General features: G+C 51.5%; 19 protein-coding genes. 8 read left to right on the top strand and 11 right to left on the bottom strand.

Going from position 1 to position 23,438, the window contains the following annotated elements; genetic code table 11:
• Positions 1-366: 366 nt before the first annotated feature.
• The gene (locus VB741_RS02775; protein ID WP_323363617.1) at positions 367-1,338 is read left to right on the top strand and encodes a septal ring lytic transglycosylase RlpA family protein; all 972 of its coding nucleotides are present in this window, start codon (positions 367-369) and stop codon (positions 1,336-1,338) included.
• A 156-nt stretch (positions 1,339-1,494) separates the two neighbouring features.
• Positions 1,495-3,060, top strand: coding sequence for a bifunctional pantoate--beta-alanine ligase/(d)CMP kinase (locus VB741_RS02770; protein ID WP_323363616.1), 1,566 nt, complete (start codon positions 1,495-1,497; stop codon positions 3,058-3,060).
• A gap of 416 nt (positions 3,061-3,476) precedes the next feature.
• Here VB741_RS02770 and VB741_RS02765 read toward each other — a convergent pair whose 3' ends face one another.
• Positions 3,477-4,241 carry a YebC/PmpR family DNA-binding transcriptional regulator gene (locus VB741_RS02765; RefSeq protein ID WP_323363615.1) on the bottom strand — a complete coding sequence of 255 codons (765 nt, stop codon included), beginning with the start codon at positions 4,239-4,241 and terminating at the stop codon, positions 3,477-3,479.
• A 201-nt stretch (positions 4,242-4,442) separates the two neighbouring features.
• The gene (locus tag VB741_RS02760) at positions 4,443-5,465 is read right to left on the bottom strand and encodes a glucokinase (RefSeq protein ID WP_323363614.1); all 1,023 of its coding nucleotides are present in this window, start codon (positions 5,463-5,465) and stop codon (positions 4,443-4,445) included.
• Positions 5,466-5,676: 211 nt separating this feature from the next.
• On the opposite strand from VB741_RS02760, the gene cofH reads away from it, so the two are divergent.
• From cofH to VB741_RS02740, 4 genes are all read left to right on the top strand, one after another.
• The gene (gene cofH, locus VB741_RS02755; protein ID WP_323363613.1) at positions 5,677-6,825 is read left to right on the top strand and encodes a 7,8-didemethyl-8-hydroxy-5-deazariboflavin synthase subunit CofH; all 1,149 of its coding nucleotides are present in this window, start codon (positions 5,677-5,679) and stop codon (positions 6,823-6,825) included.
• Positions 6,826-7,074: 249 nt separating this feature from the next.
• Positions 7,075-7,797, top strand: a complete 723-nt coding sequence (locus VB741_RS02750; protein ID WP_323363612.1) for a hypothetical protein — start codon at positions 7,075-7,077, stop codon at positions 7,795-7,797.
• A complete protein-coding gene (locus tag VB741_RS02745) occupies positions 7,724-8,575 on the top strand; it encodes an alpha/beta fold hydrolase (RefSeq protein WP_323363611.1) in 852 nt (283 codons plus the stop codon). Before VB741_RS02750 ends, VB741_RS02745 begins: the two co-directional genes overlap by 74 nt.
• 429 nt (positions 8,576-9,004) lie before the next feature.
• Positions 9,005-9,712: a 2OG-Fe dioxygenase family protein gene (locus tag VB741_RS02740; RefSeq protein WP_323363610.1), complete on the top strand. Its 708-nt coding sequence runs from the start codon at positions 9,005-9,007 to the stop codon at positions 9,710-9,712.
• 48 nt (positions 9,713-9,760) lie between these two features.
• Here VB741_RS02740 and VB741_RS02735 read toward each other — a convergent pair whose 3' ends face one another.
• The 4 genes from VB741_RS02735 to VB741_RS02720 form a co-directional block, all read right to left on the bottom strand.
• On the bottom strand, positions 9,761-10,144 hold the full coding sequence (locus VB741_RS02735) for a hypothetical protein (protein ID WP_323363609.1): 384 nt from the start codon (positions 10,142-10,144) through the stop codon (positions 9,761-9,763).
• A gap of 77 nt (positions 10,145-10,221) precedes the next feature.
• Positions 10,222-11,259: an alpha/beta hydrolase gene (locus tag VB741_RS02730; protein ID WP_323363608.1), complete on the bottom strand. Its 1,038-nt coding sequence runs from the start codon at positions 11,257-11,259 to the stop codon at positions 10,222-10,224.
• Between the two features lie 346 nt (positions 11,260-11,605).
• The gene (locus tag VB741_RS02725) at positions 11,606-12,253 is read right to left on the bottom strand and encodes a hypothetical protein (RefSeq protein WP_323363607.1); all 648 of its coding nucleotides are present in this window, start codon (positions 12,251-12,253) and stop codon (positions 11,606-11,608) included.
• Between the two features lie 157 nt (positions 12,254-12,410).
• Positions 12,411-13,100, bottom strand: coding sequence for a response regulator transcription factor (locus tag VB741_RS02720; RefSeq protein ID WP_323363606.1), 690 nt, complete (start codon positions 13,098-13,100; stop codon positions 12,411-12,413).
• Between the two features lie 135 nt (positions 13,101-13,235).
• Here VB741_RS02720 and VB741_RS02715 point away from each other — a divergent pair, with 135 nt between their 5' ends.
• Positions 13,236-14,834: a sensor histidine kinase gene (locus tag VB741_RS02715; RefSeq protein ID WP_323363605.1), complete on the top strand. Its 1,599-nt coding sequence runs from the start codon at positions 13,236-13,238 to the stop codon at positions 14,832-14,834.
• Positions 14,835-15,134: 300 nt separating this feature from the next.
• Positions 15,135-15,443 (top strand): tetratricopeptide repeat protein, encoded by a 309-nt coding sequence (locus VB741_RS02710; protein WP_323363604.1) that lies wholly within the window; start codon positions 15,135-15,137, stop codon positions 15,441-15,443.
• Between the two features lie 227 nt (positions 15,444-15,670).
• Here the strand turns inward: VB741_RS02710 and VB741_RS02705 are convergent, their stop codons facing one another.
• The 5 genes from VB741_RS02705 to VB741_RS02685 all read right to left on the bottom strand — a co-directional run bounded on the left by VB741_RS02705 (position 15,671) and on the right by VB741_RS02685 (position 23,408).
• Positions 15,671-16,882, bottom strand: a complete 1,212-nt coding sequence (locus VB741_RS02705; RefSeq protein ID WP_323363603.1) for a pentapeptide repeat-containing protein — start codon at positions 16,880-16,882, stop codon at positions 15,671-15,673.
• A gap of 462 nt (positions 16,883-17,344) precedes the next feature.
• A complete protein-coding gene (locus tag VB741_RS02700; protein ID WP_323363602.1) occupies positions 17,345-19,111 on the bottom strand; it encodes an ABC transporter substrate-binding protein in 1,767 nt (588 codons plus the stop codon).
• Positions 19,112-19,261: 150 nt separating this feature from the next.
• Positions 19,262-20,743: a DUF2330 domain-containing protein gene (locus VB741_RS02695; protein WP_323363601.1), complete on the bottom strand. Its 1,482-nt coding sequence runs from the start codon at positions 20,741-20,743 to the stop codon at positions 19,262-19,264.
• Between the two features lie 262 nt (positions 20,744-21,005).
• Positions 21,006-21,866, bottom strand: coding sequence for an RnfABCDGE type electron transport complex subunit D (locus tag VB741_RS02690; RefSeq protein WP_323363600.1), 861 nt, complete (start codon positions 21,864-21,866; stop codon positions 21,006-21,008).
• A 168-nt stretch (positions 21,867-22,034) separates the two neighbouring features.
• Positions 22,035-23,408, bottom strand: coding sequence for an aminopeptidase P family protein (locus VB741_RS02685; RefSeq protein WP_323363599.1), 1,374 nt, complete (start codon positions 23,406-23,408; stop codon positions 22,035-22,037).
• Positions 23,409-23,438: the final 30 nt, after the last annotated feature.

The following is a 23,438-nucleotide window of genomic DNA, read 5'->3' as shown; positions in this document are numbered from 1 at the left end:
CAAAAAACGCTTTTAATTTTTTTTGCATCCATTAATAATCTGGAACCATTACAAACCGACACATAATTTTTCGAAAACTAATTATGCCAGTGGGACAGCTCAAAAACTGTCTACAAACCTTACCAGTTGACGAATGGCGGAACTGTGTGAAGAAACCATGAAGTTATCCATCTAGGCCATTGTCTGTTCCCACGGGCAAAAATGCGGATCTGAATCAGAAATCCTTCGTGGTAGATTGGCACTCGTTGACTTTTTTGATTTGTCCGCGATGCATCGTCATCCTGAAGCTGCCCTATTCAATTCATTGAGTTTGCTGCCACTTCTCGCTCTGCGATGTAGACGCTTATGCCTAGTGCCATCTAGTTGATGAATAAACAATTTATCTGGCATGTAGCAGCTACAGTCTTGCTGACTACCGCCACCCAATTTTTTGAACAGGCCCACGCCGAAGTTTTAGATATCAGCGATACCAGCTCCCACGCCGAAGTTTTAGATATCAGCGATACCAGCTCCCAAGAAGCCATTGAGGTTTCCACCAATAATCAGTCTTTAGAGCCGTCCTTGACCGACACGTCTCAAGCCCTCCTGAGGTCAACGGCCACCGTGCGAGTCAATGCCCACCAGCATGAGAACAGACAAGCCGCTACGGTCTACATCAAAAATATTCCTGTATTAACCTATATCGACTCAGGCGAATCTACTGACGTCGTTTCTGGTTGGCTCCAGACAACCGATGCCAAAGCTGATGATGGTGTCCTGGCGGATGCGGCAACCCTATCTGCCCAGTTAGAGCAACTGTATGGTCAAAACATTACCTTTACTGCCCATTGGCAGGAAGGTAACTACGTGGTGATGGCTGGGGATAGTCCTTTGGTGACCCTGGGGGACACCGTTCAGCTGCCCGATGCCACGGACAACGAGGCAGAGGATGTTCTGCAGGTGACGAATCGACTACGCCGTCTCTTAGGGAATGAGGCTGAACCGGTCTCTGAGGTGATTGGCCGACCCGCTCCGCCGCCACCGGCTCAGCAGATAGCAGCCGTACGCTCCAGCTACAACGGCATGGCATCTTGGTATGGGCCTGGATTTCATGGCCGCACCAGTGCCAGTGGTGAGTCATTTAACCAGCACGCCATGACGGCCGCTCACCGCACATTGCCCTTTGGTACTCAAGTGCGGGTAACTAACCTGAACAATGGTCAACAGGTGGTCGTCCGCATTAACGATCGCGGTCCCTACAGCCATGGTCGCATTATTGATCTATCCGCCGGGGCGGCTAGGGCCATTGGTCTCCAGTCCGCTGGTGTCGGACCTGTACAAGTGGAAGTGCTGCAGTAGAAACTGCGCTTTAGGTTTTCCCTATGGGTCGGGGCCTGCCAGGTCCCGACCCATTTCTAGCATCTTTGAAATCAGGGATAATCAATTCGGAGCCAGCAGATGGGGCGGTCTGCTATCGTTAAATCTGGTGTCTGGCGAGGCTGCTGGGGAACGATCTTGCGTTTATTGAAAACGGTAGTCGGACTGCAATGTTGGCGAGAAAAGCAGTCGGGTTCTATTGGCCTAGTGCCCACTATGGGGGCATTACATGCAGGACATCTGAGTTTGATCCATCGGGCCCGTCGGGATAACGATGTGGTCGTTGTGAGTATTTTTGTTAATCCGCTGCAGTTTGGCCCTAATGAAGACCTGGAAGCCTATCCCAGGACGCTTGATCAGGATGCTGATCTGTGTGCAGCTGCCGGGGTAGATGGCATTTTTGCCCCCACGGCCTTGGATTTATATGGACCTAACTTTAGGGATAAGGATGCCCTGGTGACGGTATTGCCTCCCCCTGGGTTGGCCAATCGCCTGTGTGGTCAATATCGCCCTGGGCACTTTAACGGTGTCGCTACGGTTGTCACGAAGTTAATCAGTTTGATCAGACCCCGGCGGTCTTATTTTGGCCAAAAGGATGCCCAGCAGCTCGCTATTATTCGTCGACTGGTGCAGGATTTGAACCTGCCGGGGGCGATCATTGGCTGCCCGATTGTGCGGGAGGCCAATGGCCTGGCCCTGAGTTCTCGAAATCAATATCTAAGCGAGCAAGAACGTCGACAAGCCGCTATACTCTATCGGGGGTTAAGCAGCGCTAAACACAAATTTCAAACATCAGGGGTGCGATCGCAACAGTCCCTAGTTCGCACTGTGTTTCAACATCTAGAAACAGCACCTGCCATTGATCCCCAGTATGTTGAACTGGTGCATCCCCACACATTGGAACCCCTAGCAGAGATAAAAACAATTGGTATGTTGGCAGTAGCAGCATTTGTCGGTACTACCCGCTTAATTGATAACGTTGTATTACGGTCACGACGACCGATTATCGCCATTGATGGTCCAGCCGGAGCCGGTAAGTCGACCGTGGCCAGGCAGCTAGCCCACCAGTTGGGGCTGCTCTACTTAGATACGGGGGCCATGTATCGTGCCCTAACTTGGTATGTCCTATCCCAGGGATGTGATCCTCAGGATGAGGTGGCAGTGGCCGACCTACTCCCCAAGTGTGAGATTCAGCTCGTTGCGACCCAGTCGGGGACAGAGCCCCACCCCCCCGAAGTTTTTGTCAATAATATTGCGGTCACCCAGGCGATTCGTACGCCTGAGGTTACGGCCCAAGTCTCCGCCGTGGCCGCCCAGGGGATTGTGCGTCAGGCCCTTGTGGCACAGCAGATGCAGTACGGCCAGGCCGGTGGTGTGGTGGCCGATGGTCGAGACATTGGTACCCATGTATTTCCTGACGCTGAGCTGAAAATCTTTTTAACCGCATCGGTGGAAGAACGGGCCCGTCGTCGTCAGCAAGATTTAGCCAGCCAACAACAGCCCGTGCCTGAACTGATCGAACTGGCAAAAGCAATTAGCGAACGAGATCATAAGGACAGCACGCGAGAGATTTCTCCCCTACGGCAGGCGGATGATGCCATTGAAGTGGTGACGGATGCCCTCACGGTTGAGAAGGTATTGGATAAGTTGTTAATGCTTTACCATGAAAACGTTCTGGCTGGGGACGAAGCTGAAAACGAGTGAGACGATTGGCCCGATTAATTATCATGTTTTAGAAACCTTAACGATGGGTTTCCGCTGACGGGTGTCCGAAGCTGGATTGAAGTTAACAAGACGGAATATACGTAACTTGGCTTATAAATCTGGCCTTTTACCCCTCAAACTTACGTGTTTACGAGGAAGCGTTTACCTAATCTAGCAAGTGACAATAGGTTTAACTCTGAAGAACACGGGCAAGGCAACAAATCATCCGAGGGGGCATTTTGGATGATTTATTAATTCTTGTGTAACCGCGTTTTTACAGGTGAGCTGTCTGACCCTGGGGGCTTTATGGGGTCAGACATTTTTCTTTTAAAACAGGGGTCGGGCCAGACCACCCATCGACAAAGCTAGGATAAAACAGTCTGAATCTCTATCCAGACAATCTTCTGTTGGATATCCTAAAAGACCGCAGCCAATATCTCCTCACCCATGTCAAAGTTGGCGGTTACAGATTGAACATCGTCGAGATCTTCTAGGGTATCCATCATTTTGACTAGGGACTTGGCTTGGTCGATGTCCGTGACATCCACCGTATTGCTAGGGACCCAACGCAGTTCAATATCTTTGACGCGGTAGTTCTCGACTTTGAGATAATTGCTCAGGACTTCTAGATGATGGGGAGGGCAAAATACTTCTGCGCCGGGGGTGTCTTCATCCACCTCAGTCAGTTCATAAGATTCGGCCCCCCCTTCAAGGGCTGCTTCTAGCAGGGTATCTTCGTCCAGATTGCCAACTACGACGACAACACCTTTTTGCTCAAACATCCAACCCACACAGCCCGTTTCCCCCAGGTTACCGCCGTTCTTGCTAAAGGCGGCCCGCAAATCAGCGGCGGTGCGATTGCGATTATCGCTGAGGGCCTCTACGAGCACCGCCACACCACCGGGGCCATAGCCTTCGTAACGGATGGATTCTAGGTTGCCGTCGCTGCCGAGTTTACCGCTGCCTTTTGCGATCGCACGGTCAATATTGTCATTGGGCACCCCCGCCGCCTTGGCCTTGTCAATGGCTGTCCGCAGCTGAAAATTGCCATCCGGGTCACCGCCGCCATACTTGGCCGCCACAATAATCTCCCGCGACAACTTAGCAAACACCTTCCCCTTAACCGCATCAACCCGCGCCTTTTGACGCTTGATATTCGCCCATTTACTATGCCCTGCCATGGCGTCTTAGCTTTTGTAAGTCAGTCCCTTATTGTAGCGATAGGTTTTGCAAGGAAAGTGGAAAGGTTTACACAATTTGCGCAGCCCTCAATGCGGCCCCGCGTTGAAGATTTATGCAATTTGTGCAGCCCTCAGGGCGGCCCCGCGTTGGAAGATTTACGCAATTTGTGCAGCCCTCAGGGCGGCCCCGCGTTGGAAGATTTACGCAATTTGCGCAGCCCTCAGGGCGGCCCCAATCAGACCCACACTTTGATTCAGAACTAAATGGACGGGCACGTCTTTTAATAGGGGACTCATGCGGCCTTTGTGGCCAAAGGCAGATAGAAAACTACCGTTGCGAATCAGGTCCATATTTTTGGCCGTTACCCCACCGGCAGCGTAGAGACCGCCATAGGGCAAAAGTTTGAGGGCCAGGTTGCCCGCCGCTGCCCCATAGGCATCAATAAACAGATCCATGGTACGCCCCGCCAGCCGATCGGTGGTGGCGGCTTGAGAAATCGCGGCGGCCGGGTCAGTCAGCTGGCTGCGGTGGCCTGCCCCTTGCTCCCAACTACGGACAAGCTCCGCCAGGGTTTCGGACTCTGTAGAAGCACCCCGATCCCGTAAAAATTGATAGATGGAAATAATTCCCTGGCCTGAGACCACTCGTTCCACGGAAACACGGGAGATGGAATGTTTTTCCAGCAGGTAGTGCAGCAATTGGAACTCCAGTTCGGAGCGGGGGGCAAAGTCCACATGGCCACCTTCCGAGGGAAAGACCTGATATTCTCCGCCGCAATTGATCAAAAAGCCTTGGCCCAGGCCGGTACCCGCACCGATAATGGCAATGGGGGCCTGGGGATTGGGGATGCCTGGCTGCAGCGTATGCAGATCGTCTGGCGTTAACCCCAGCACTCCATAGCCCACGGCGGCAAAATCATTAATCAGCTCTACGGTTTTCAGGTTGAGTTCTTCGGCGATGCGATCGCTACTCAGCAACCAGGCCAAGTTCGTCAACTGGGAGCGATTGTTTGCCACGGGGCCGGCAATGGCAAAGCAGGCCGCTTGGGGGGAGGGGGTACCGGGGGCTGTCGCTAAAAAGTCTTTTACCATAGGCACTAAGTCAGGGTAGTCGCCGCTGACAAAGCGCTGCTCATGGAGGGTTTCCTGACCGCTGCTGTCCGAGTTCACTAAGCGTAAAATGGTTTTTGTGCCGCCAATGTCACCCGCTATTAGTTGAATCATAATGATTTCAGGATAAGGTCAAGATTACAGTGGAAGGAAAAGGATAGGCATTGAAGAGGACATGCCAAATTAGGACATGCCGTTGCTGATTTAGGGGGAAGATATTAAAACAATTCCCCAAACAATTCTCCATAATTGTGACAATTTCTAGACGTATTTAGATCCCATCCCCTATTCCATCCTCTACTCGATAGCCATCGCTGCCAGTGCAATGCCCCCCATAGCCCCGCAAATAACCACCACCGTAGCTAATATTTTAGACCGCGCCCTAGACGGTGAAGATATTTCCCCCCAGGATGGTCTGACCCTACTAGAGCAAACAGACCCTACACTGATCGAAGCGATTCGAGTCGGTGCGGATCGGCTGCGACAGCAGCAGGTGGGGGACACCGTCACGTTTGTCATCAATCGCAACATCAACTACACCAACATTTGCGAACAGCACTGTAGCTTTTGCGCGTTTCGTCGAGATCAGGGACAGCCGGGGGCTTACTGGCTCAGCTGGGAGACTATTCTAGGCAAGGCGACAGCGGCGGTGGCCGAGGGCGCAACGGAAATCTGTATGCAAGGGGGGCTCAACCCCACCGCTAAAATTAATGGCTTGGCCCTGACCTATTATCAACGCCTGGTTAGGACCATCAAGGATCAGTTTCCCGCCCTGCACATCCATGCATTTTCACCCCAGGAAGTGCAGTTTATTGCTCGGGAAGACAATCTGGACTTTGCCACGGTGATCCAGGAACTGGCCCAGGCGGGAGTAGACTCCCTTCCGGGCACCGCCGCTGAAGTGCTGGACGACCGGGTGCGACGGGTGATCTGTCCGGAAAAAACTGACACCGCCACCTGGGTGGCCATTGTCTCCCAGGCCCATCGGTTGGGGCTGCCCACCACGAGTACCCTGATGTCGGGTCACATTGAAACCAAAGCCCAACAGATTGCCCATTTAGATCAACTGCGACGACTACAGCAGCAGTCCCTGGCCCACGGGCCCACGGGTATTACCGAATTTATTTTGCTGCCCTTTGTGGGGCAGGATGCCCCCAAGCCCTTGCGTAGTCGGGTCGGGCGAGACCAGCCGGTGATCCCAGATGCCCTATTACTCACCGCTGTGGCCCGGATTTACCTGGGACACTGGATTAAAAACCACCAACCCAGCTGGGTCAAGCTGGGATTAGGAGCCGCCACCGAAGCCCTGCGGTGGGGCTGCAACGACATCGGGGGTACCCTGATGGAAGAACACATTACCTCCATGGCCGGAGCCCAGGGGGGGACCTGCCAGTCGGTGGAGGATTTGGCGGGGGCGATCGCCACCCTCAAACGGCCCAGTCACCAGCGAGATACGCTTTATAATCTGATATAGGTTGGATCTGCCAATCATTACATTTACCCAAATTTCTACCCCTTGCCATGGCAGCTTTGTAGACTAATTTAGGGGCGTTTCATATCGCTTGGTCCTCATAGTTCGTGCCATCATTGATTCCCAAGACCTTTAACTAGCAGCAGCTATGGGCGGTGTAATGGGCTAAATGCATTCAGCCCATGGAAATCAATCAAAGAGATCAAGCTAATTCACTCTATTTTTTAGTTCTAATTGTTCCTAGCAGCTGCAATGCTCAAACTCATCAACATTTTGCCCTCGGCCAAGCAGCATAAGCTCCGCAGCCATCTCAACAAACACCGTTGCCTATTAACCTCCGACACCTCCAGCTATGGCACAGGGCGAAAACGCTATTGGCTACAACATCAGCCGGTTTTAGGCAGCGGTGGCCGTCATTATCAGCCCGCTTACCAACAGGCAGAATTCTGGCATTTTTGCCAAACCATCTATCAACGGGCCAGTCGCATTGCCCTACCGGAACAGGAGCCGATGAAACCGGACTTAGGCCTTGTGGCCTACGGTGACGTGGGGATTCGTGAGCATCGAGACGATCCCTATGCGGCTTGTCCGGCTGTCACCATTAACCTTTCCACCGTTCCCACCCAGTGGGGCTATACCGCCATCTATGACAGTTATGAAAAGCGCCGCCCCAGACGGGTGTCTGAGGAAATTCATCATCTGCCACCGGGGGCGATCATCGTGTTTAATAGCCAAAATCCCCATCGGGTGATCAGCCCCGATCCGGAACGCTGGTCCATTAACCTTTGGCGCATCGCTCCTGCTTGCCGACCCTACTTTCAAAGCTATTTAGAAAATCAGCCCCTAGCCCAGGGCCAGGCTAATGAGGTAAGCTTTTTCCCACAGGTGGGAGAAAAATACTATGGCCAAGAGCGAGCAGAAGGACGTGAATATTGGGGATCTCCAGTGGGTCTACCGCGAACTGGTCCCCGATAGCCCTAATAATAAACCGCCTGTGCTCATGCTCCATGGGTTGGTCTCCCAAAGCTATAGCTGGCGAGAGGTGATGCCAGCCTTAGGTGAGCAAGGCTTTCGCTGCATTGCCCCCGACTGGATTGGCCATGGCTCATCGTCTAAACCCGATATACGGAAGTTTGCTTACGACCCAGGGGCCTATCTCAAAGCCCTGGGGGATTACATTGAGGCTCTAGAACTCGATCGTTTTTCCTTAGTGGTACAGGGCTTTTTAGGGGTGACTGGATTGCTCTATGCTGCCCAGAACCCCGACAAAGTCGAAAAGCTGATTATTCTCAATACGCCCCTACCGCCCCAGGCTGATATTCCCCTGAAGATCAAAATGATGGGCTGGCCTATGATTGGGGATGTCATGACCCAAGATCCTCTCTTGGTGGACCGTACCTTGGAAGGTGGTGGTCCCTATCAAGTCGCCGATGACGATCTTGATGTGTACCGGCGTCCGTTTCTAAAAAGCTCTGATGTGGGGCGCTCCCTAATGTGGACCATTCGTGCCATGAAGGTTCCCCAGGTAGTGGAGCAAATTGCCCAAGGCTTTGCTGATTGGTCACGCCCCACCCTGGTGGCTTGGGGTAAAGCGGATCCCTGGTTGTCGGCGGACAGTGCCGAGGCCTTTGCTAAGGGACTGGCTGATGGGGAATATGTGGAGCTGGACCAGGTGGGCCACTATGCCCAGGAAGATTGGGCAGAGAAGGTGAGTGAGACCATTGTGCCCTTTCTGCGGAAACAGGAGCTCTGACCATTGACCATTGATGTTATTAAATAGAAATTTAAAATTTCACGCCCCATCGGTTGATACCTCACTGATGGGGCGTTTTAGGTAGATCGAGCCAATCTGCAAATTATAGTGTTGGTCGTCTTGGTTAGGTCAATTCCTATCCGTTGAAGGCGTTAAGCTACCACACCCATTGCTGTAGTAATGGGTGAAAAGTTCTAGGTAATACTACTAGGTGCCGTAACCTCATCTTGCGATTTGAAACCCAGGTCACACCAGCTGTCTGAAATATATCAAAAAATATTGATATGACAGTTCAACGCAATTGTCATGTAGCGATTTTCGCTATTTGTTCAAAATTACTATCTGGGTTTTATGCAAAGTCTAAAGATCAAGACACAGGCAACGCGGTCTGTTCCATCCACTTTTTCAAACCATAATCTGGCATTGACCATGCCTCTATTGAGCAGATGTGAGAGGCTTGAATTACTCTCATCCTGTGGTTCCCTAGGCCCAGATCCCAGCTCTCGCCATTTTACGAAACGGACTAAAAGTATTGCCTACGTGATGTGTATTGAAGGGCAATGGTTTCAGCTGCGGGCTGACTTTTTTAGTCAGCCCCAACAGTACAATGACTTTTCGGGAGGATACAAACGGTTCTATCGAGAATTGCCTGCGGAATTTTTGGGTTGTAGGGCTACGCAAAAGTTGCTCACGGCGTTTCAGCAGACCTATCAGTTGCCTGAAAAAGAGTTGATACTAGTCCAGGTGCAAACCAGCCATGTCAATTCCGACAATGTCGATCAATGCTTGACCGGCCAGGGTATCCATTCAGATGGGGCCGATCGGGCCATGTTGGTTTGTTTGCAGCGGGACAATGTCACCCATGCGGAGAATGCTATTTATCATGATCTCCATGGGCATCAGGCGGTTTTAGAGCCGTTTATTTTGCCGGAGGGTCATGGGTTATTGTGGCAAGATAATCGGGCATTTCACCATGTGGCACCGGCCCAGCTGGCGGATCCGCAAAGGGAGGGGAGTAGAACGGTTTTAATTGCCCATTATCCGGCTTTTCATTATTTAGCTGGTAAAACCAATCCCAATAATACCTTGGGGACTAATCAAGTTGCTGATAATAGGCGACTGAGACTCCAACATTAGGCTCAGGATCGATTAGGGATTGGTTAGGGACCCTATGGGCAGGGGACATTACTCATTTGGGTGAATGTCCCTTGCCTTTAAGGCGGATTGGATCTGTATCAGAAGGGAGGTTTGTTCTTGTTGTAGGCTTTCTAATTTGGCTAGAAGAACAGTGAGTTTTTGTTCTTCTAGTGCTTTATTACTAGGGGTTAGGGGCGTTTTGGTTAATAGCCAACGCCCTAGGGATAGGGGAAATTTGCCGATCCATATTAGGGTGAGCCGGAAGAGCTGACTAACTAGGGAGAGGGAGAGTTGGACGAGGATGATTAGGGTGATTGCGATCGCAACTAGCCAATAGGGATGATGCAACCCCCACAAAATCGATGTTGCCGCTGGCGTCAAGAGTGCCTCGGTTACCCAGCCTGCTAACAATAGCTCTACCCTGCCACCCACAACCTTAATTCCCTCGGTAGGTTTTGCCCACCCTACACTGTTGCCGACCGTTGCTGTTGATTGCCAATGTCAACGACCTAATCATCCCATCGCTCCCGCCGAAAACGCTGACGATGCTTCATCTCTCGTTTTACCGCAATCTCCCATTTATTCACCAGGGTCATCATGGCGGGCGTATCCCGTGAAACCTTATGCTGCCAACCGAGATCAGCCACCACCGAATTAAACGTACGACGTTTGGTCATGCGGTAGGCAATTTCTTCCACCTCATGCCACGTCAAGTTACTGTTAATGTAGGCCAGAGTAATGACATTCAACAGGTTGGTAAACTGATTGCCCTCCATCTCAGTCATCATCGTGTGTGGAATATCCAAGACCCGATCAAAACTGTTGTACCAACAGTAGGGCTGATGCTCCAAGGCAGCCTCAAAGAACCGTTGGTGATCATAGTTATTAACAGCCCGATCACTCTCACTGGAGATCATAAAAATGGGAGCGATGGGAGACTCTTTCACCCGCTTAAAGTTGTAATTAGCAATCTTCAGCACCGCCCGCAGGGCAGCCAGCTCAAACCCTGGATAGCTAGGCCCTAGAAGCCGTTCCCATTCACAATAGGTATCCACATGTTTCACAAACAGATCGATGACCTTACTACTGGAATTAAAATAGGGTGCAAACAACAGGGTGCGGTAAATGGCATCGGCCTTTTCCATGGCTAGCCAGGTGGCCAGAGTGGCTCCTGCCGACAAACCGCCCACCACTACTTTTTTCCCCATGGACTGGGCAATTTTGAGCCACTGCAGTCCAAACTTTAGGTATGCGCGGGGGTCATCGACTAGGGGCGGTGGATTGTTCGCCCCCCAGTGACCGGCTAAACCATGGCCCGGTAGCAGGGGCACCAAGACGTTACAACCAGCTTTATGTAGGGCTTCTGCCATGGGGATAAACTGATACGGACCCGCCGTAAACCCATGGAAAAATAGACAAACTTTGTCAGTCGGTTCACCATGGAATCGAAAATATGACCGGCAAAGATTATCAGTCAGTGACATCTCTGATTCACGGTCCGATATTTTGCTTTGTATCACCGTTTTAAGGGTCAGGTAGTCCGTCATGGAAATTCAGTGACTGGGCACAGTCGAATACTAACGCCCAGACTTACCGGAATCCCAAAGATTGCGGGACTGCTTAATATCTTTGAGCCAGAAGGTGTTGACCAGGGTAGCGGTTGAGACAGGCAGAAAGTCCTGGTTGAGATGAAGCGGAATCAGGAGCCAGTTAGCAGGAGCCAGTCAGCAGAAGCCAGTCAGCAGGAGCCAGTCAGCAGGAGTTAGCCAGTAATCAGTCAGCGCTACAGGGGCTCAGACACCCCCATAGACGATGGGGCTCGCTGGCGCACATCGTCTATGGGGGGATTGGGGTGGATGGGGGCTAAGGTTGATCATCGCCCCCCTAACTCACCTAGAAGCCAGCCGCACCGCAGGACTCCAGATTACGGGAAAGTTGCTGGCGCTGCTCCTCGGAGAGAATTTCCATCAGACCCTGCTCAAACTGCGTCTCTGCGGTATCCAGACTCGTCTCTTCCTCCGCACTTAGATCAGGCTCCAGTGCCTCCATTTCGGCATCCAGCTCTGCTTCGAGGATGGCCAGCTGCTGCTGCTGTTCAGGGGTTAGGAGGCTGGCGAATGCTTGGTCATACTCTGCCTCCACCAGCTCCAGGGCCGCCTCCTGGTCATCCGTCAGGGCTGGCTCGTCGCCAGTCTCTGTCAATAGCTCGGGGGCAATTTCGGCAACGCGGTTGTTGGCCCAGTCATCTAACTCGGCTATTTGCTGCTCTTGTTCAGGGGATAGTAGGGCCATGACCTTTTCCTCGAAAGCTTTTTCTAATTGTTCCATCTGGGTCTCTGTTTCAGGAGAGAGGGCCACGTTATCGAGGGTATCGCCGAACTGGTCTTCTAGGCTTTGCAACTGGTCTACTTGGAGATCGCTTAGTTCAATGCCAGAAAATTGATCTGGACAGCTGAGTTCCTCCGCCCGAAGCGGAGACGTTAACGGCATGGCAAGTAGGGAAATGGCACCGAGTAAAGCGGAAAAAGTGTTTAGTTTCATTGTGAGTTAGAAATCAAGATTTCTTTGCATCAACCTGTTTACTCTAAGCAACGGCTTGGAGGGATCTGGGGAATAATTCGGGTAGAAATCGGTTAGTGGGCAAACTGGCTGCCTGGAAAGGCCAGTACCGTGCTTTCCCATAGTAGAAAAAGACCCTCTAGGGACTGGTCTCAGGCTGTTTTAGCCGATAGCCTACCCCATGGACCGTTTCAATAAAGTCTGAGGAAGCACCAGCCTTTTTTAGTTTTTGTCGGAGGCTTTTGAGGTGAGATTTGACGGTCTCGTCATCGGGGAGGGCTGCCGTTGGCCAGCATTGATCGATCAGGACCGATCGGCTTAACACTCGGCGGCCACTGCGTAGAAATATTTCGAGCAGGCTAAATTCTTTGGGGGTAAGTTTGAGCGGGAGGCCGTTGTAAAAAACTTCATGGGTGGCGGCATCGAGTTGGACCTGCTCCCAGGTCAATAGGGTACTCGATTCCCCTAGGGTGCTCCGCCGCAGCAACGCCCGTAAGCGTGCCAATAGTTCCAGCAGGTCAAAGGGTTTAACGACATAGTCGTCGGCCCCGGCATCGAGCCCCGCTACTTTGTCGGTATTGGTATCACGGGCCGTTAGCATTAAAATCGGTAGGCGTTTCCCTGACTCCCGCAGTTGTCGGCAGAGATGGATACCATTGATCTTTGGCAGCATGACATCTAGCACCATCAGATCATAGGCTAGGTCCGTGGCCTGAATCCAGCCCATTTCTCCGTCGGTTACCCAGTCCACCACATGGCCTTCGTCGGTTAATGCCTCAGTCAATCCTTCGCCTAGTTGCAGGTCATCTTCGACTAAGAGAATGCGCATGGGACAGGTTTAAGTTGCTAACTCTGACTATACCGACGGTTAAATCGAGCTGTCTAGACTATGGTGGATCTTGAAAACTACTTAATTTACTTAGTTCAATGTAGCCGCTATTGATAATTATTATCCTGTTTTCAGATGCGTTTTTCTCGTACTCAACAATGGTTAACGGTGGGGTTTGGGGTTGCGATCGCAACCCTCCTAACCACAGCCTTCTTGGCCCGCCGTGCCATTATGGATCGGGTCCCTCTCCCTGGGGAGATTGAGCTAGATAGTCATGGGTATGGCGATTTGAATGATGTACTGGTTGCGATCGCAGAAACGGAAATCAGCCACCAAACCTATCTGTCTAGCGGGAAGCCAGAAGACTTAGATCGCTACTACACAAAATTTGAGATCGTTAATAGATATTTAGGAGAAATCTCCCTAGAGACTCAGCTACTCAAAGAAGAAACTGCCCTCGAAAATGAAACTATCCTCAAGGAAGACGCCAGCCTGGAAGAAGCCATTGCCCTTGAAGAAGCCTTAATTTATCGAGAAGCCTTAGAACGATTACAAACAACAACGGAAGCTTGGATCACCATTTTAGAAGACAGTATTCAGCAGGGCAAACGTGGGCAACTCGATCTGGCGACCCAGTTAGCCATCATCCAACAGAGTAGTGAAGCCCGCATTGATATTCACCTCGCCCTACAGAACTTAATGGACGAAGGTAGCATAGAACGACAATCAGAGATGGCGGACACCAGCGTTAGTCTCAACAATGAGCTGTGGCTCATGGGTCTAGTCGCTGGGCTAGGCATTATTTTCCTAGGTGTTTTATATGGTTGGATAATGCAAACCCTAGGACACCATCAACAACATAGGATGGTACAACAACAGACCATCAACGCCCTATTGGGAAAGCTCGAAACGAAAACCACTAGCTTAGAACAGACAGAAGCCAGTTTAGCGGTTGAACTCAATCGCCGTCAGGAAATTGAAACCACCTATAAAGAAATTGAGCAAGCCAAGGAAATCACCGATCTAAAGCTGAACTTTTTCTCCTTAGCATCCCACGAACTAAGAACGCCCCTCAGTGCCATCTTAGTCTCCGCCCAATTACTCGACAATCCCAATGTCGCTTGGTCTGAAGCCAAGCGATCGCGAAATCTCCGACGGATTCAATCGGCGGCAAAAACGATGGCACAGCTATTGTCCGATATCCTGTTGTTAACTCGGGCTGAAGCCGGAAAGCTAGAATTTAACCCACAAATCATTGATTTAGAAGACTTTTGCCAACAACTTGTAGGGGAAGTCAAGTTCAACACCCAGGCACAGCAGCATATAGCCGTACATCAACAGGGAATCTGCGATGAAGCTTATCTGGATGAAAGACTCCTCAGGGCGATGTTAATGAGTCTTCTGACCAACGCCATCAAATATTCACCCCCAGAAAGTGAAATTCAACTGACCATTGTGGGTGAGCAAGGCCATGCCCAGTTTCACGTCAGCGATCAAGGCATTGGCGTGCCCGCCGCCGATCAGCAACATCTGTTTGAATCCTTCCATCGAGGTGACAATGTAAAATCCGTATCTGGCACTGGCCTAGGCTTAGCTGTGGTTAAGAAGTGCTTAGAACTCCATGGTGGCAAGATTGAAGTAGAAAGTCAGCTAGGGGTGGGTACAACCTTCTCCATCGATATTCCGTGGGTGGAAGAACACACGGAGGGAATAATCCAACTGACTGAAAGCTGATGCGAGCAAACGCTAACTCTGGCCCAAAACGATCCTAAGGGCTGGACCAAAGGTCGAAGGGGCGCAGGTCAGCAAAAAAAACTTTACCGGGAACCGTCCTTACTTGTGGACAGTCTTGGTTAAAAGGGGTGGCTAGTTGACGGCAATAATGCCAGATGGCCTATGGGTTTCACTCTATCTACCCTATATTAGGATTCAGAGGATTGAGTAACTAGGATGATATTTAGACGGGGTAATAAACAGGGCAACCGTTCTGCTGACAGTCTTTATAGAGAGGCTCGTGATCGGTGGGCAAAGGTTGTGAACCTGAGCATCTATGACAATGAAGATATGCTGCGTTCAGTGGTCAGACTACTGGAAAAAGCCAGGCAGCAGAATGCTAATCATGTGCCATCGCTAGTGTTATTAAGCGATCTCTTGATGCAGCTGAATGCTGATGGTGAAGCCATGCAGGTGGTCGAATCACTCCTGCGGCTTGAACCCAATAACCAGACCCACGCCAGAAAAAAAGCTCTGATCCAACAGCTGCGGATAGAGCGTAATGATAGTAACCGTAATGCGCTGCGGGAGTATGTCGAATCACGGTGGACAGGAACCAGTGATTGGTAAGGCGGTTGAATGTCTAGGTTAAATCAATGAGTTAAATGACTATGGGGCGGCAGCAATTCTCATTATGAGAATGATTCTCACTCAAATGTCTGATTTCAGTGGCTTCAAATGGCTAGACCCTGCATTCTGTCGTCCAAACGATCAGGAGTAAAAGTCTTTGAAAGCCCTGATTTCAGTACAAATGTTTCAAAATGAGAATTGCTGATGGGGCGGTGATTGGGCAGATCTCACTCATGGATATTGCCATTGGGCATGATGGTGCCCGTTAGCCTGGCTGCCGTTAATTTGACCATGATTTTGTCACCATAGCCGACGATGGCACCGCTCAGGTCCGCCCCACTCAGGTCTGCACCGCTCAGGTCTGCGCCAATCAGGTTCGCCTCCCGCAAGTTGGCGTGGCTCAAATTGGCTTGGAGTAAGTTGGCCCTAAAGAGCTTAGCCTTGTGTAAGTTTGCCTGGTTGAGATTGACCTTATGCAAAAACGCATCGCTGAGGTCCGCCTCCTCTAGGTTAGATTTGCTCAGGTTTCGCCCTGAAAAATCCTTTTCCTTCAGATTGGCTCCCCTAAAGTCAGATCCTTCCAAATCAGAATCTCTGCGAGCAGAGGCTTTCTGCGGTGGGGTGTAGGCTGAGGCCTGGGGGACCTGATAGATATAGTCCGCATAGCCATCCGTGACGGGGCGAGGGATAGAACTATAAGCGGCAGAGCTATAGGCGGAGCTATCGCGCCCGCTAGATGATGGGCTGCGTCCATTGCTAGGCCAATTACTTTTGGCTGTACTTTTGGCTGCACTATTATTACTGGCTGCACCATTGGTCTCCATCCCAGGGGTGGAACCGTTGCCATTAACATTACTGTGGCCTGTCTTCGTAGAGTCGGAGCCGTGAGCTGCCCCATGGGGGGCACCTTGATTAGAACTATGGCCGTTTGTCTGGGCTGATGAGGTTGAGCCGTTGGTGCGGCCATTATAGCCATTACCACTGCCATTGCCGTTTGTAGACGACGACCGGTAAGAGGAGGTGGGTCTACTACCATTTTGGGTAGCCGTTGTAGACCCATTGGTTGAGCCAGATCCGTTGCCAGACCCGTTAGTAGGTGCCCCAGAACCGTTAGTGGCACCGTAGGACGTATATCGACTTTCGCTATAGGGGCGATATCGGCTACTGCCGTAGCGTTCAGGGTTGTAATTGCTGGCTCTAGCTGGTTTGGATGATTTAGCTGGGGTTTTGTCGTCCCGCAGATACTGCTTGAGACGGCTGCGGGCATCGTTGATCCGTTTCAGCTTATCTTGGGCTTTATCGCGTAGTCGTGTGTTATCAGCCGGAATCCGATCGGGATGCCAGATAAATACGAGGTCTTTATAAGCCTGATTGACGTCTGCGAGTGACGCACCACGCTCTAATTCCAGTACGTTATAGGCTTGGGCGATATCGTCCATAGGTAGCATTATAAAAGCGGCGACGTAACGGTCAGTTGATGGAGACAACACCGGGATTTGCCCAGAAGGCGCTGCCGTACAGTCCCTAGTCTAAAAATGATTAGAAATAATAAGCCTATCCATGGGTGAATTGTTCGATGTACGCAGATTATGACCATTGTATTAGGCGCTTTCCCTAGAACCTCCAATTCACTTAAGGCTCCATTGCAATTCCGTATCAAAGCGGTCTATTTATTAACAAACTCAATAATAAATAAATCGACGTTGCTAAGACTTGAAATGTTTTAGGCGGGTACCAACTCAAAGTGGGACGTTTTCCCAAGGATAGTATTCCGAAGTCAGGAGTCAGGACCTCACTGGCTTCTGGCCCCTGATTTCCCACCTAGCCAGAATTTTCTGGCTTAAGTTGATACCCTTTTAGGCACACTCATAAATCGGCAATGGCCATAAATCATCCATCAATTATTTTTGGGCCAAGCTAAGTTCGTAAATATTCCATAGGGCTCCTAGGGGTGAATATTTGACATTCTGAATTTTGTTCCGAATGGCGGACATGGAGTACTGGTTGATCAAATAGATAAATGGCAACTGTTCCTGGACGATCCGTTGGGCTTCCACGTATATTTCACGGCGCTTGGCCTCGTCTAGCTCTTGGGCTCCTTTGATATATAGCTGGCCGATTTCTGTTTCCCAATCCGCCACTACACGACCCTCAATCGGATCTTGCCCAGGTAGGGGTTTTTGATTAAAAGCATGGAGGCCGCCATCTGGATTCCACACATTGGAGCCGCCATTGGGTTCCAATCCGCCGCCAAGGCTAATCAGATGGCATTCCCAATCCAGGCTATCCCCTAGTTTTTCCACCAGGGAACCCCAGCTGATGGGGGTAAAATCTACGGTGATGCCAATTTTACTCAAATCCTGTTTGATTTGGGCTCCGATCGCTTCACGGACTTTATTGCCAGCATTGGTGATCAGGGTAAAGCGCACCTGGTTACCTTCGCTATCTATCAGTTGATTGTTGGTGTCATATTGAAAGCCAGCGGATAGCAGTAGGTCTTTGGCGGTTTCCAGGTCGTAGTTATAGGCCTTAATGCCGTCTTTCTCGGGGCTGGCGGAATAGGGACTGAGGGGGAAAATGGATGAGTCCTGGAGGACGCCCAAGCCTTGATAGATGTTGTTTAACATGGTCGGGCGGTCAATGGCGTAGGCCACAGCCTGCCGAAATTCTAAGGTGTTAAACCATTTGGATTTGATGGGATTTACCAGGGGTTTGCCACCTCGGGCACCCTTGTTGAGGTTAAAGGAAATAAATAGGCTGCCGGGGGAAGGACCGCCGTTATAGACGGTAAAGTCGCCCCGTTTTTCTTCCCGTTTGAGGAGGGAAAAGTTATCGGGCGTAACACCGGTCAGGTCTAGGCCGCCGGAGCGAAATTGGACGAACTCACTGTCTTGGGATTCCACCACCTGCCAAATAATTTCTTCTAGGTAGGGCTGGGGATTACCCTGTTGATCCGTACGCCAATAGTGGGGGTTGCGTTCAAATATGACCCGTTCACCTGGGGTAAAGGCCTTGAGCCTAAAGGGGCCATTGACAATGATGTCTGTGGGTGGTGTGTTGGTACCCCAGGTGGATAGAAACAGGGGGTTACCTTCGGAATCTGTCTCCGTCAGGGTCTTTGCCAAGGCGTGCTTTGGCAGGATGTTTACACCGGTATTGCGCAGGAAGGGGGCGTAGGGCTCGGGGACTTCAAACTTGACCTGGCGTTGGTTGATTTTGGTGATTTTGGGTAGGGTACCTGCTTCGCCAACCCGCAGAACGTCGCGAATTTGGGTGGGAATGGCTTCGTTTAGATAGATGTCGTTATAGGTAAAGACCACATCGTCGGCGGTTAGGGGTGCACCGTCAGACCATTTCAGGCCCTCTCGCAGGGTATAGGTGAGGGCCAAACCATCGGCGGAAAATTGCCAAGACTCAGCTAGCTCGGGTTCAATCTTGCCGGTTTCATAGTTCTCAGTGATCAGTCCCGCATAAGTAAGGCCAAAAATATTGGGCTGTTCATTGTTCAGGGCGGAGTTAAAAGTCTTGGGATCGCTGAGGACGCTATAGACCAGGCGCGATACTTGGGTGTCGCTGGCTTTGAAGTTGTCTAGAGAGCAGCTGGAGAATGCTACCACCATCACTAAGCCCATTAACCAGTAGGGCCACCGACCAAATCGTTTGAACATCCGCAAGGGCATAGATATAGCTAGACACAATTTCTAGCTATTCTAGCGGGTTGGTTGGCGATTAATGTCTGGCCACCATGGCCGATGGTTACCCCAGGGCATCCACAAGGGATGCCCCTATTGATGTCCATTAGTCTGGTGGGCACCAGACTAGCTTTTGGGATATCGGATTAACCAGGGGGACGGTGTGGGCTGGGGGACCTCGTCGCTGATCCGCTGGCGGATGGTTTGAAGATCCCGACCGGTCAGACGGGCTAGATTTTGCGACTCTTGCTCAAACCGGGTCATTAAACTGCGTAAATACTGCTCCCCCAGATCTTCAGCACCGTTGACAATGTCCCGATACGTTTGGCCGGTCCATTCCTCTAGTTGACGTCGAGCTTCTGCGTTAGGATATTCCTCCCGTAGCCGGGCCGGACAGTCAAGGCTGCCAGTAAAGGCATGGCGTGTGACATAGCGTCCTTGGAAAAATTGATGGTTGGAGGTGGTCTGAAACATCAGGTCTTCGGGAAACTTGTCACGGCTGTAGCGCACATGGAGCCGGGAGATAAAGATGGAAGACGGCTCTGGGAGAGGCGGGGCGATGACGGAACCGGGGGCTGGTCGTCGCTGTTGGGGGGATGGGTTCACCCAGTTGACGCCCGCTGCTTCTAGCTCATCCGGGCTTAAGACGGGAGCAGAACAGGGGTCGCAGCTGCGCATATCCCAGGCATATTCCAAGAACGCCACATTTTTATTTTCTTGCTCATAGCGGCGCTGAAACATTTCTGGGTAAACTTCGCCAAAGTCATTCTGAACAAATAGGGGTAAGTCAATATCAGTGGGGATATTCACTGTGCGGTAGTTGGTCAGTTCGATGCGACCCTGCGGTGATAGTAAATAGACGATCAGATCCTGGTCACCTGCGGCGTTGAGCATACCCAGGCGGATGGGTAGCATGAATTTGGGTGAGTCGTAGGTGATTTGTAGCGGTCGTAGGGATTGGTATCCACTGCTATCAAACTCATCCAGGTTGACCCTGGCGACGAAGAATTTCATTCCCTGACGAATGTAGGGAGCCAATACCTGGCTAGCTCCGTTGGGTAGTTGGTATTGATTTTGTCGGAGCCAGGTTTCTAACCCATCCGATTCGCGGGCGCTGAGAATGAGGATGTCATATTCTCCGACGGAGAATTGTTCTTCAATGGTGACACCGAGTGCTGCCGAAGATGTGGGTGCTGGGGATACTTGGGCACGAGCTACACCATCTGCGGCGCTTAATTCGAACTGTCGCAGGTGGGTCATAATTTCGCAGGGGTCACTGTCGAAATATTCCACTAGGCGGGGGGCGCTAAAGGCGTCGAGGCGATCTAGGACTATTTTCTCGGCAACGTCCACCTGGCCTTCGCCAATGATGGTGGGGACGGGCACTACCAGGGCAAAGTCGCTGACGTCTCCCTGGTAGTCGTTGCCCATGGTGAGGACGGTGTGGTTACCGTTGCGGGCAATGGCGACCTGGGAGGCTTTGTTGTATAGCTCGGTGTCTGCCTTGGCGACGTAGAAGCCGCAGAAGGCATGAGCCGGTTGAGGGTGGAGGGTGATGGTGACGATGGCGATGATGGCTACCATTGCCATGCGTAACAGGTTAGTCATGGAGGGTTTCCTAACTCGAAAAAGATTAAAGATTGGGGGTTAATGCAGGATTTGTTGCCTGAATCCGATGTCTCATCCCCTGCTCGGAGGAGCAATGAGGTGGGTTTTTCAGGAGTGTTTGCAAAATTTTCCCTGATGGGCGTTAGCGGTTAACCCACCTCACCCGCTGGGCAACCGCCCAAGAAAGGATGTTTTATGTGGGTAGATGTTTTTTGCTTTAATTAGAAGAAAATTAGAAGAACTCTTGTGAGACGCTTTTTGTTTATCTTGCGGATGATAACTCTACTTTTCTAAACTGTTTCCATTCAAACCTTGGAGATTCCCACAGTTTGTCTAGCAAGATTGTCAGCGGTGCTAACAAGAACAATGCCCAGAAGACTGCTGTGGAGAGATAGAATTGATTGCGTAAGACAAAGGTCAGCAATGCAATTGAGCCTGCCCAAATTAGTCTGGCCGGTCGGGCATTGGGAATGGATCTGGGGTCGGTCACCATGAACAATGCAAATAACAGTAGGGAGCCGCTGGACATGCGGTGGGCCCACACATCCCAGGTCCAGCCAAGATATAGATTACGGACGGCTTCTAGTAGGGCATAGCTGGCTAAGAACATGCCGGTGGTGTCCCAGCGGCCGACGCGTTTGAGCACCATGCCGCCGGCGCTGATGAAAATTAGGCTGTACCAGATTTCGTCACCCCATTGGCCGGGGGAGACCCAGGCATCGTTGGTGAGGGTGAGGGCGGCGATGATGCCAAGGTTGGCGGGGTTAAAGAAGTGTTTGTTGTTGGTTTTGAGGAGGAATTTGCTTGCGATCGCAATGCTAGCAGCAAAGACCATGGTGGCAACGTGGTCGGTGCGGAGCAGGAGGCTGAGGCCCAATGCGGTGATGAGGGGACTGCGCCAATTAAAGCCTGGCTTGTGGTCTGAGGTGACTGTCTGGTGTGACATCACCCAGGAAAGCAGTCCCTGGGTAGCCAGAGCGGTGAAGATTGCTGTGGCGACTATGGTTGGCTGTAGGGACCAGTCGCGCATGGCGACGCCCAAGCCGAGAAATAATGTCAGGCAAAGGATTTGATAATCCCGTGCGTCTTTGAAGACGGGAAAAGGCGATCGAAGTTTATCCACAGACTGCTTTCCGTACAGGAAACTATGGCCGCTAGTATGGCTGATGCAAATCCTGGATGGCTGTTAAGTTACAAAAAACGAAACGAGTTGAATTTTGTTGCCCGCCCGCTGATTAACCCAGGTTAGGCTAACGATCTAACCTGCCAAGTCGTGTCATATCCCAACGCCTTAACCTTGAGCTACTGCCGATTCCACCTCATTTGCCTGGGTAGGTAATGCTGCCGTCAAGACCTCACAGCCATGATCGGTAATTAGCACGTCGTCTTCGATGCGGATTCCTCGCACATCGGCAAATTGGGCTAGGCGGTCCCAGTTGACCATGGAGGTGTAGCGATCGCACGTTTCCCGATCCGCCAAAATCCCCGGCACCTGATAAAACCCAGGCTCGATCGTCACCACCATCCCCGGCTGCAACGGCCGGTCAAGCCGTAAGAACCCCAGACCAAACCGCTCACTGCGGCTACGTCCAGGGGCGTAGCCCGCCAGATCCCCCAGATCCTCCATATCGTGAACATCCAGCCCCAACAGATGCCCCACTCCATGGGGAAAGAACAACGCATGGGCATCTTGCTCCACCAAATCCTCCGGCTGACCCACGAGAATTCCCAGATCCACCAGTCCCTCTGCCAAGATATGACAGGCCAACAGATGTAAATTCTTATATTCCACCCCCGGTTTTGCTGCCTCAATACAGGCATCATGGGCCGCCAGCACCACCTCATAAAGGTCCCGTTGCGTCGATGAGAACGTGCCACTGACAGGCCAGGTGCGGGTAATATCCGATGCCCACCCGGTCTCAGTTTCTGCCCCCACATCCGCCAGGATCAGGTCATTCTCTCCGAGCAGATGGTGATAGTGATTGTTATGGAGGACTTCCCCATGGACCGTAACAATGCTGTTATAGGCGCAGTTCATCCCCTCCGCCACAATTACCTGCTCCATGGCCGCTCGAATGTGAGCTTCCGTCAGTCCTTTGCCCATGGCCGTAGCAGCCATGCCAGTTTTGTGGGCGTTGACTGAAACCCTGGCAGCCTGACGGATTTCAGCCAGCGCCTGGGGATCGTGGCCCAGGCGCAGCTGGACGATGGCCTGAAGTAGAGCCAGATCTTGCCCTTGGCATTGTTTAGCCATGGGAATAGAACGGTTGAGGAGCTGTTCTTGCTGGGCCGCTGTCGCACTATCCTGCACCCTGAGCGTCGCCACGGGCTCTCTGACAAAGTGTTTTAAGTCCTCTAAGGGTAATGCTTTGCCCGCACCGATCTGATGGGCCAACTCACTGCGGGTGGGACTAGGTCCATGCCATAACGCCGCCGCCGGTGTAGCCTCATCCATAAATAAGGTGAGATGCCCATCTGCTAGATGAATCACTGCATTTTCTAAGGTCAGTCCGGCAAAGTAGAGAAAGTGACTGCTGGGCCGAAAGGGATAGGTATTGGCGGGAAAATTGCGCGGGGAGGCCTGCCCTGCCCAGAGGATGACGGGGGTATCCAGGTGCTTGGCCAGATTTTGGCGACGGGTTTTGAGGGCGGCAGCGAGGGTCATGGACTTTTCATGGGTTGAGTAACGTGATCG

It is taken from the genome of Leptothoe sp. PORK10 BA2 (assembly GCF_034932105.1).
Classification (GTDB): Bacteria; Cyanobacteriota; Cyanobacteriia; order Phormidesmidales; family Phormidesmidaceae; genus Leptothoe.
This window is presented reverse-complemented; position numbering and strand designations above follow the sequence as displayed.

Coding starts and splice junctions, on each gene's coding strand:
- cofH (WP_323363613.1), top strand. CDS start 5,677: ATGCCCCCCATAGCCCCGCAAATAACCACCACCGTAGCTAATATTTTA.
- VB741_RS02700 (WP_323363602.1), bottom strand. CDS start 19,111: ATGTTCAAACGATTTGGTCGGTGGCCCTACTGGTTAATGGGCTTAGTG.
- VB741_RS02760 (WP_323363614.1), bottom strand. CDS start 5,465: ATGATTCAACTAATAGCGGGTGACATTGGCGGCACAAAAACCATTTTA.
- VB741_RS02765 (WP_323363615.1), bottom strand. CDS start 4,241: ATGGCAGGGCATAGTAAATGGGCGAATATCAAGCGTCAAAAGGCGCGG.
- VB741_RS02740 (WP_323363610.1), top strand. CDS start 9,005: ATGCCTCTATTGAGCAGATGTGAGAGGCTTGAATTACTCTCATCCTGT.
- VB741_RS02695 (WP_323363601.1), bottom strand. CDS start 20,743: ATGACTAACCTGTTACGCATGGCAATGGTAGCCATCATCGCCATCGTC.
- VB741_RS02685 (WP_323363599.1), bottom strand. CDS start 23,408: ATGACCCTCGCTGCCGCCCTCAAAACCCGTCGCCAAAATCTGGCCAAG.
- VB741_RS02705 (WP_323363603.1), bottom strand. CDS start 16,882: ATGGACGATATCGCCCAAGCCTATAACGTACTGGAATTAGAGCGTGGT.
- VB741_RS02720 (WP_323363606.1), bottom strand. CDS start 13,100: ATGCGCATTCTCTTAGTCGAAGATGACCTGCAACTAGGCGAAGGATTG.
- VB741_RS02750 (WP_323363612.1), top strand. CDS start 7,075: ATGCTCAAACTCATCAACATTTTGCCCTCGGCCAAGCAGCATAAGCTC.
- VB741_RS02745 (WP_323363611.1), top strand. CDS start 7,724: ATGGCCAAGAGCGAGCAGAAGGACGTGAATATTGGGGATCTCCAGTGG.
- VB741_RS02775 (WP_323363617.1), top strand. CDS start 367: ATGAATAAACAATTTATCTGGCATGTAGCAGCTACAGTCTTGCTGACT.
- VB741_RS02715 (WP_323363605.1), top strand. CDS start 13,236: ATGCGTTTTTCTCGTACTCAACAATGGTTAACGGTGGGGTTTGGGGTT.
- VB741_RS02730 (WP_323363608.1), bottom strand. CDS start 11,259: ATGACGGACTACCTGACCCTTAAAACGGTGATACAAAGCAAAATATCG.
- VB741_RS02725 (WP_323363607.1), bottom strand. CDS start 12,253: ATGAAACTAAACACTTTTTCCGCTTTACTCGGTGCCATTTCCCTACTT.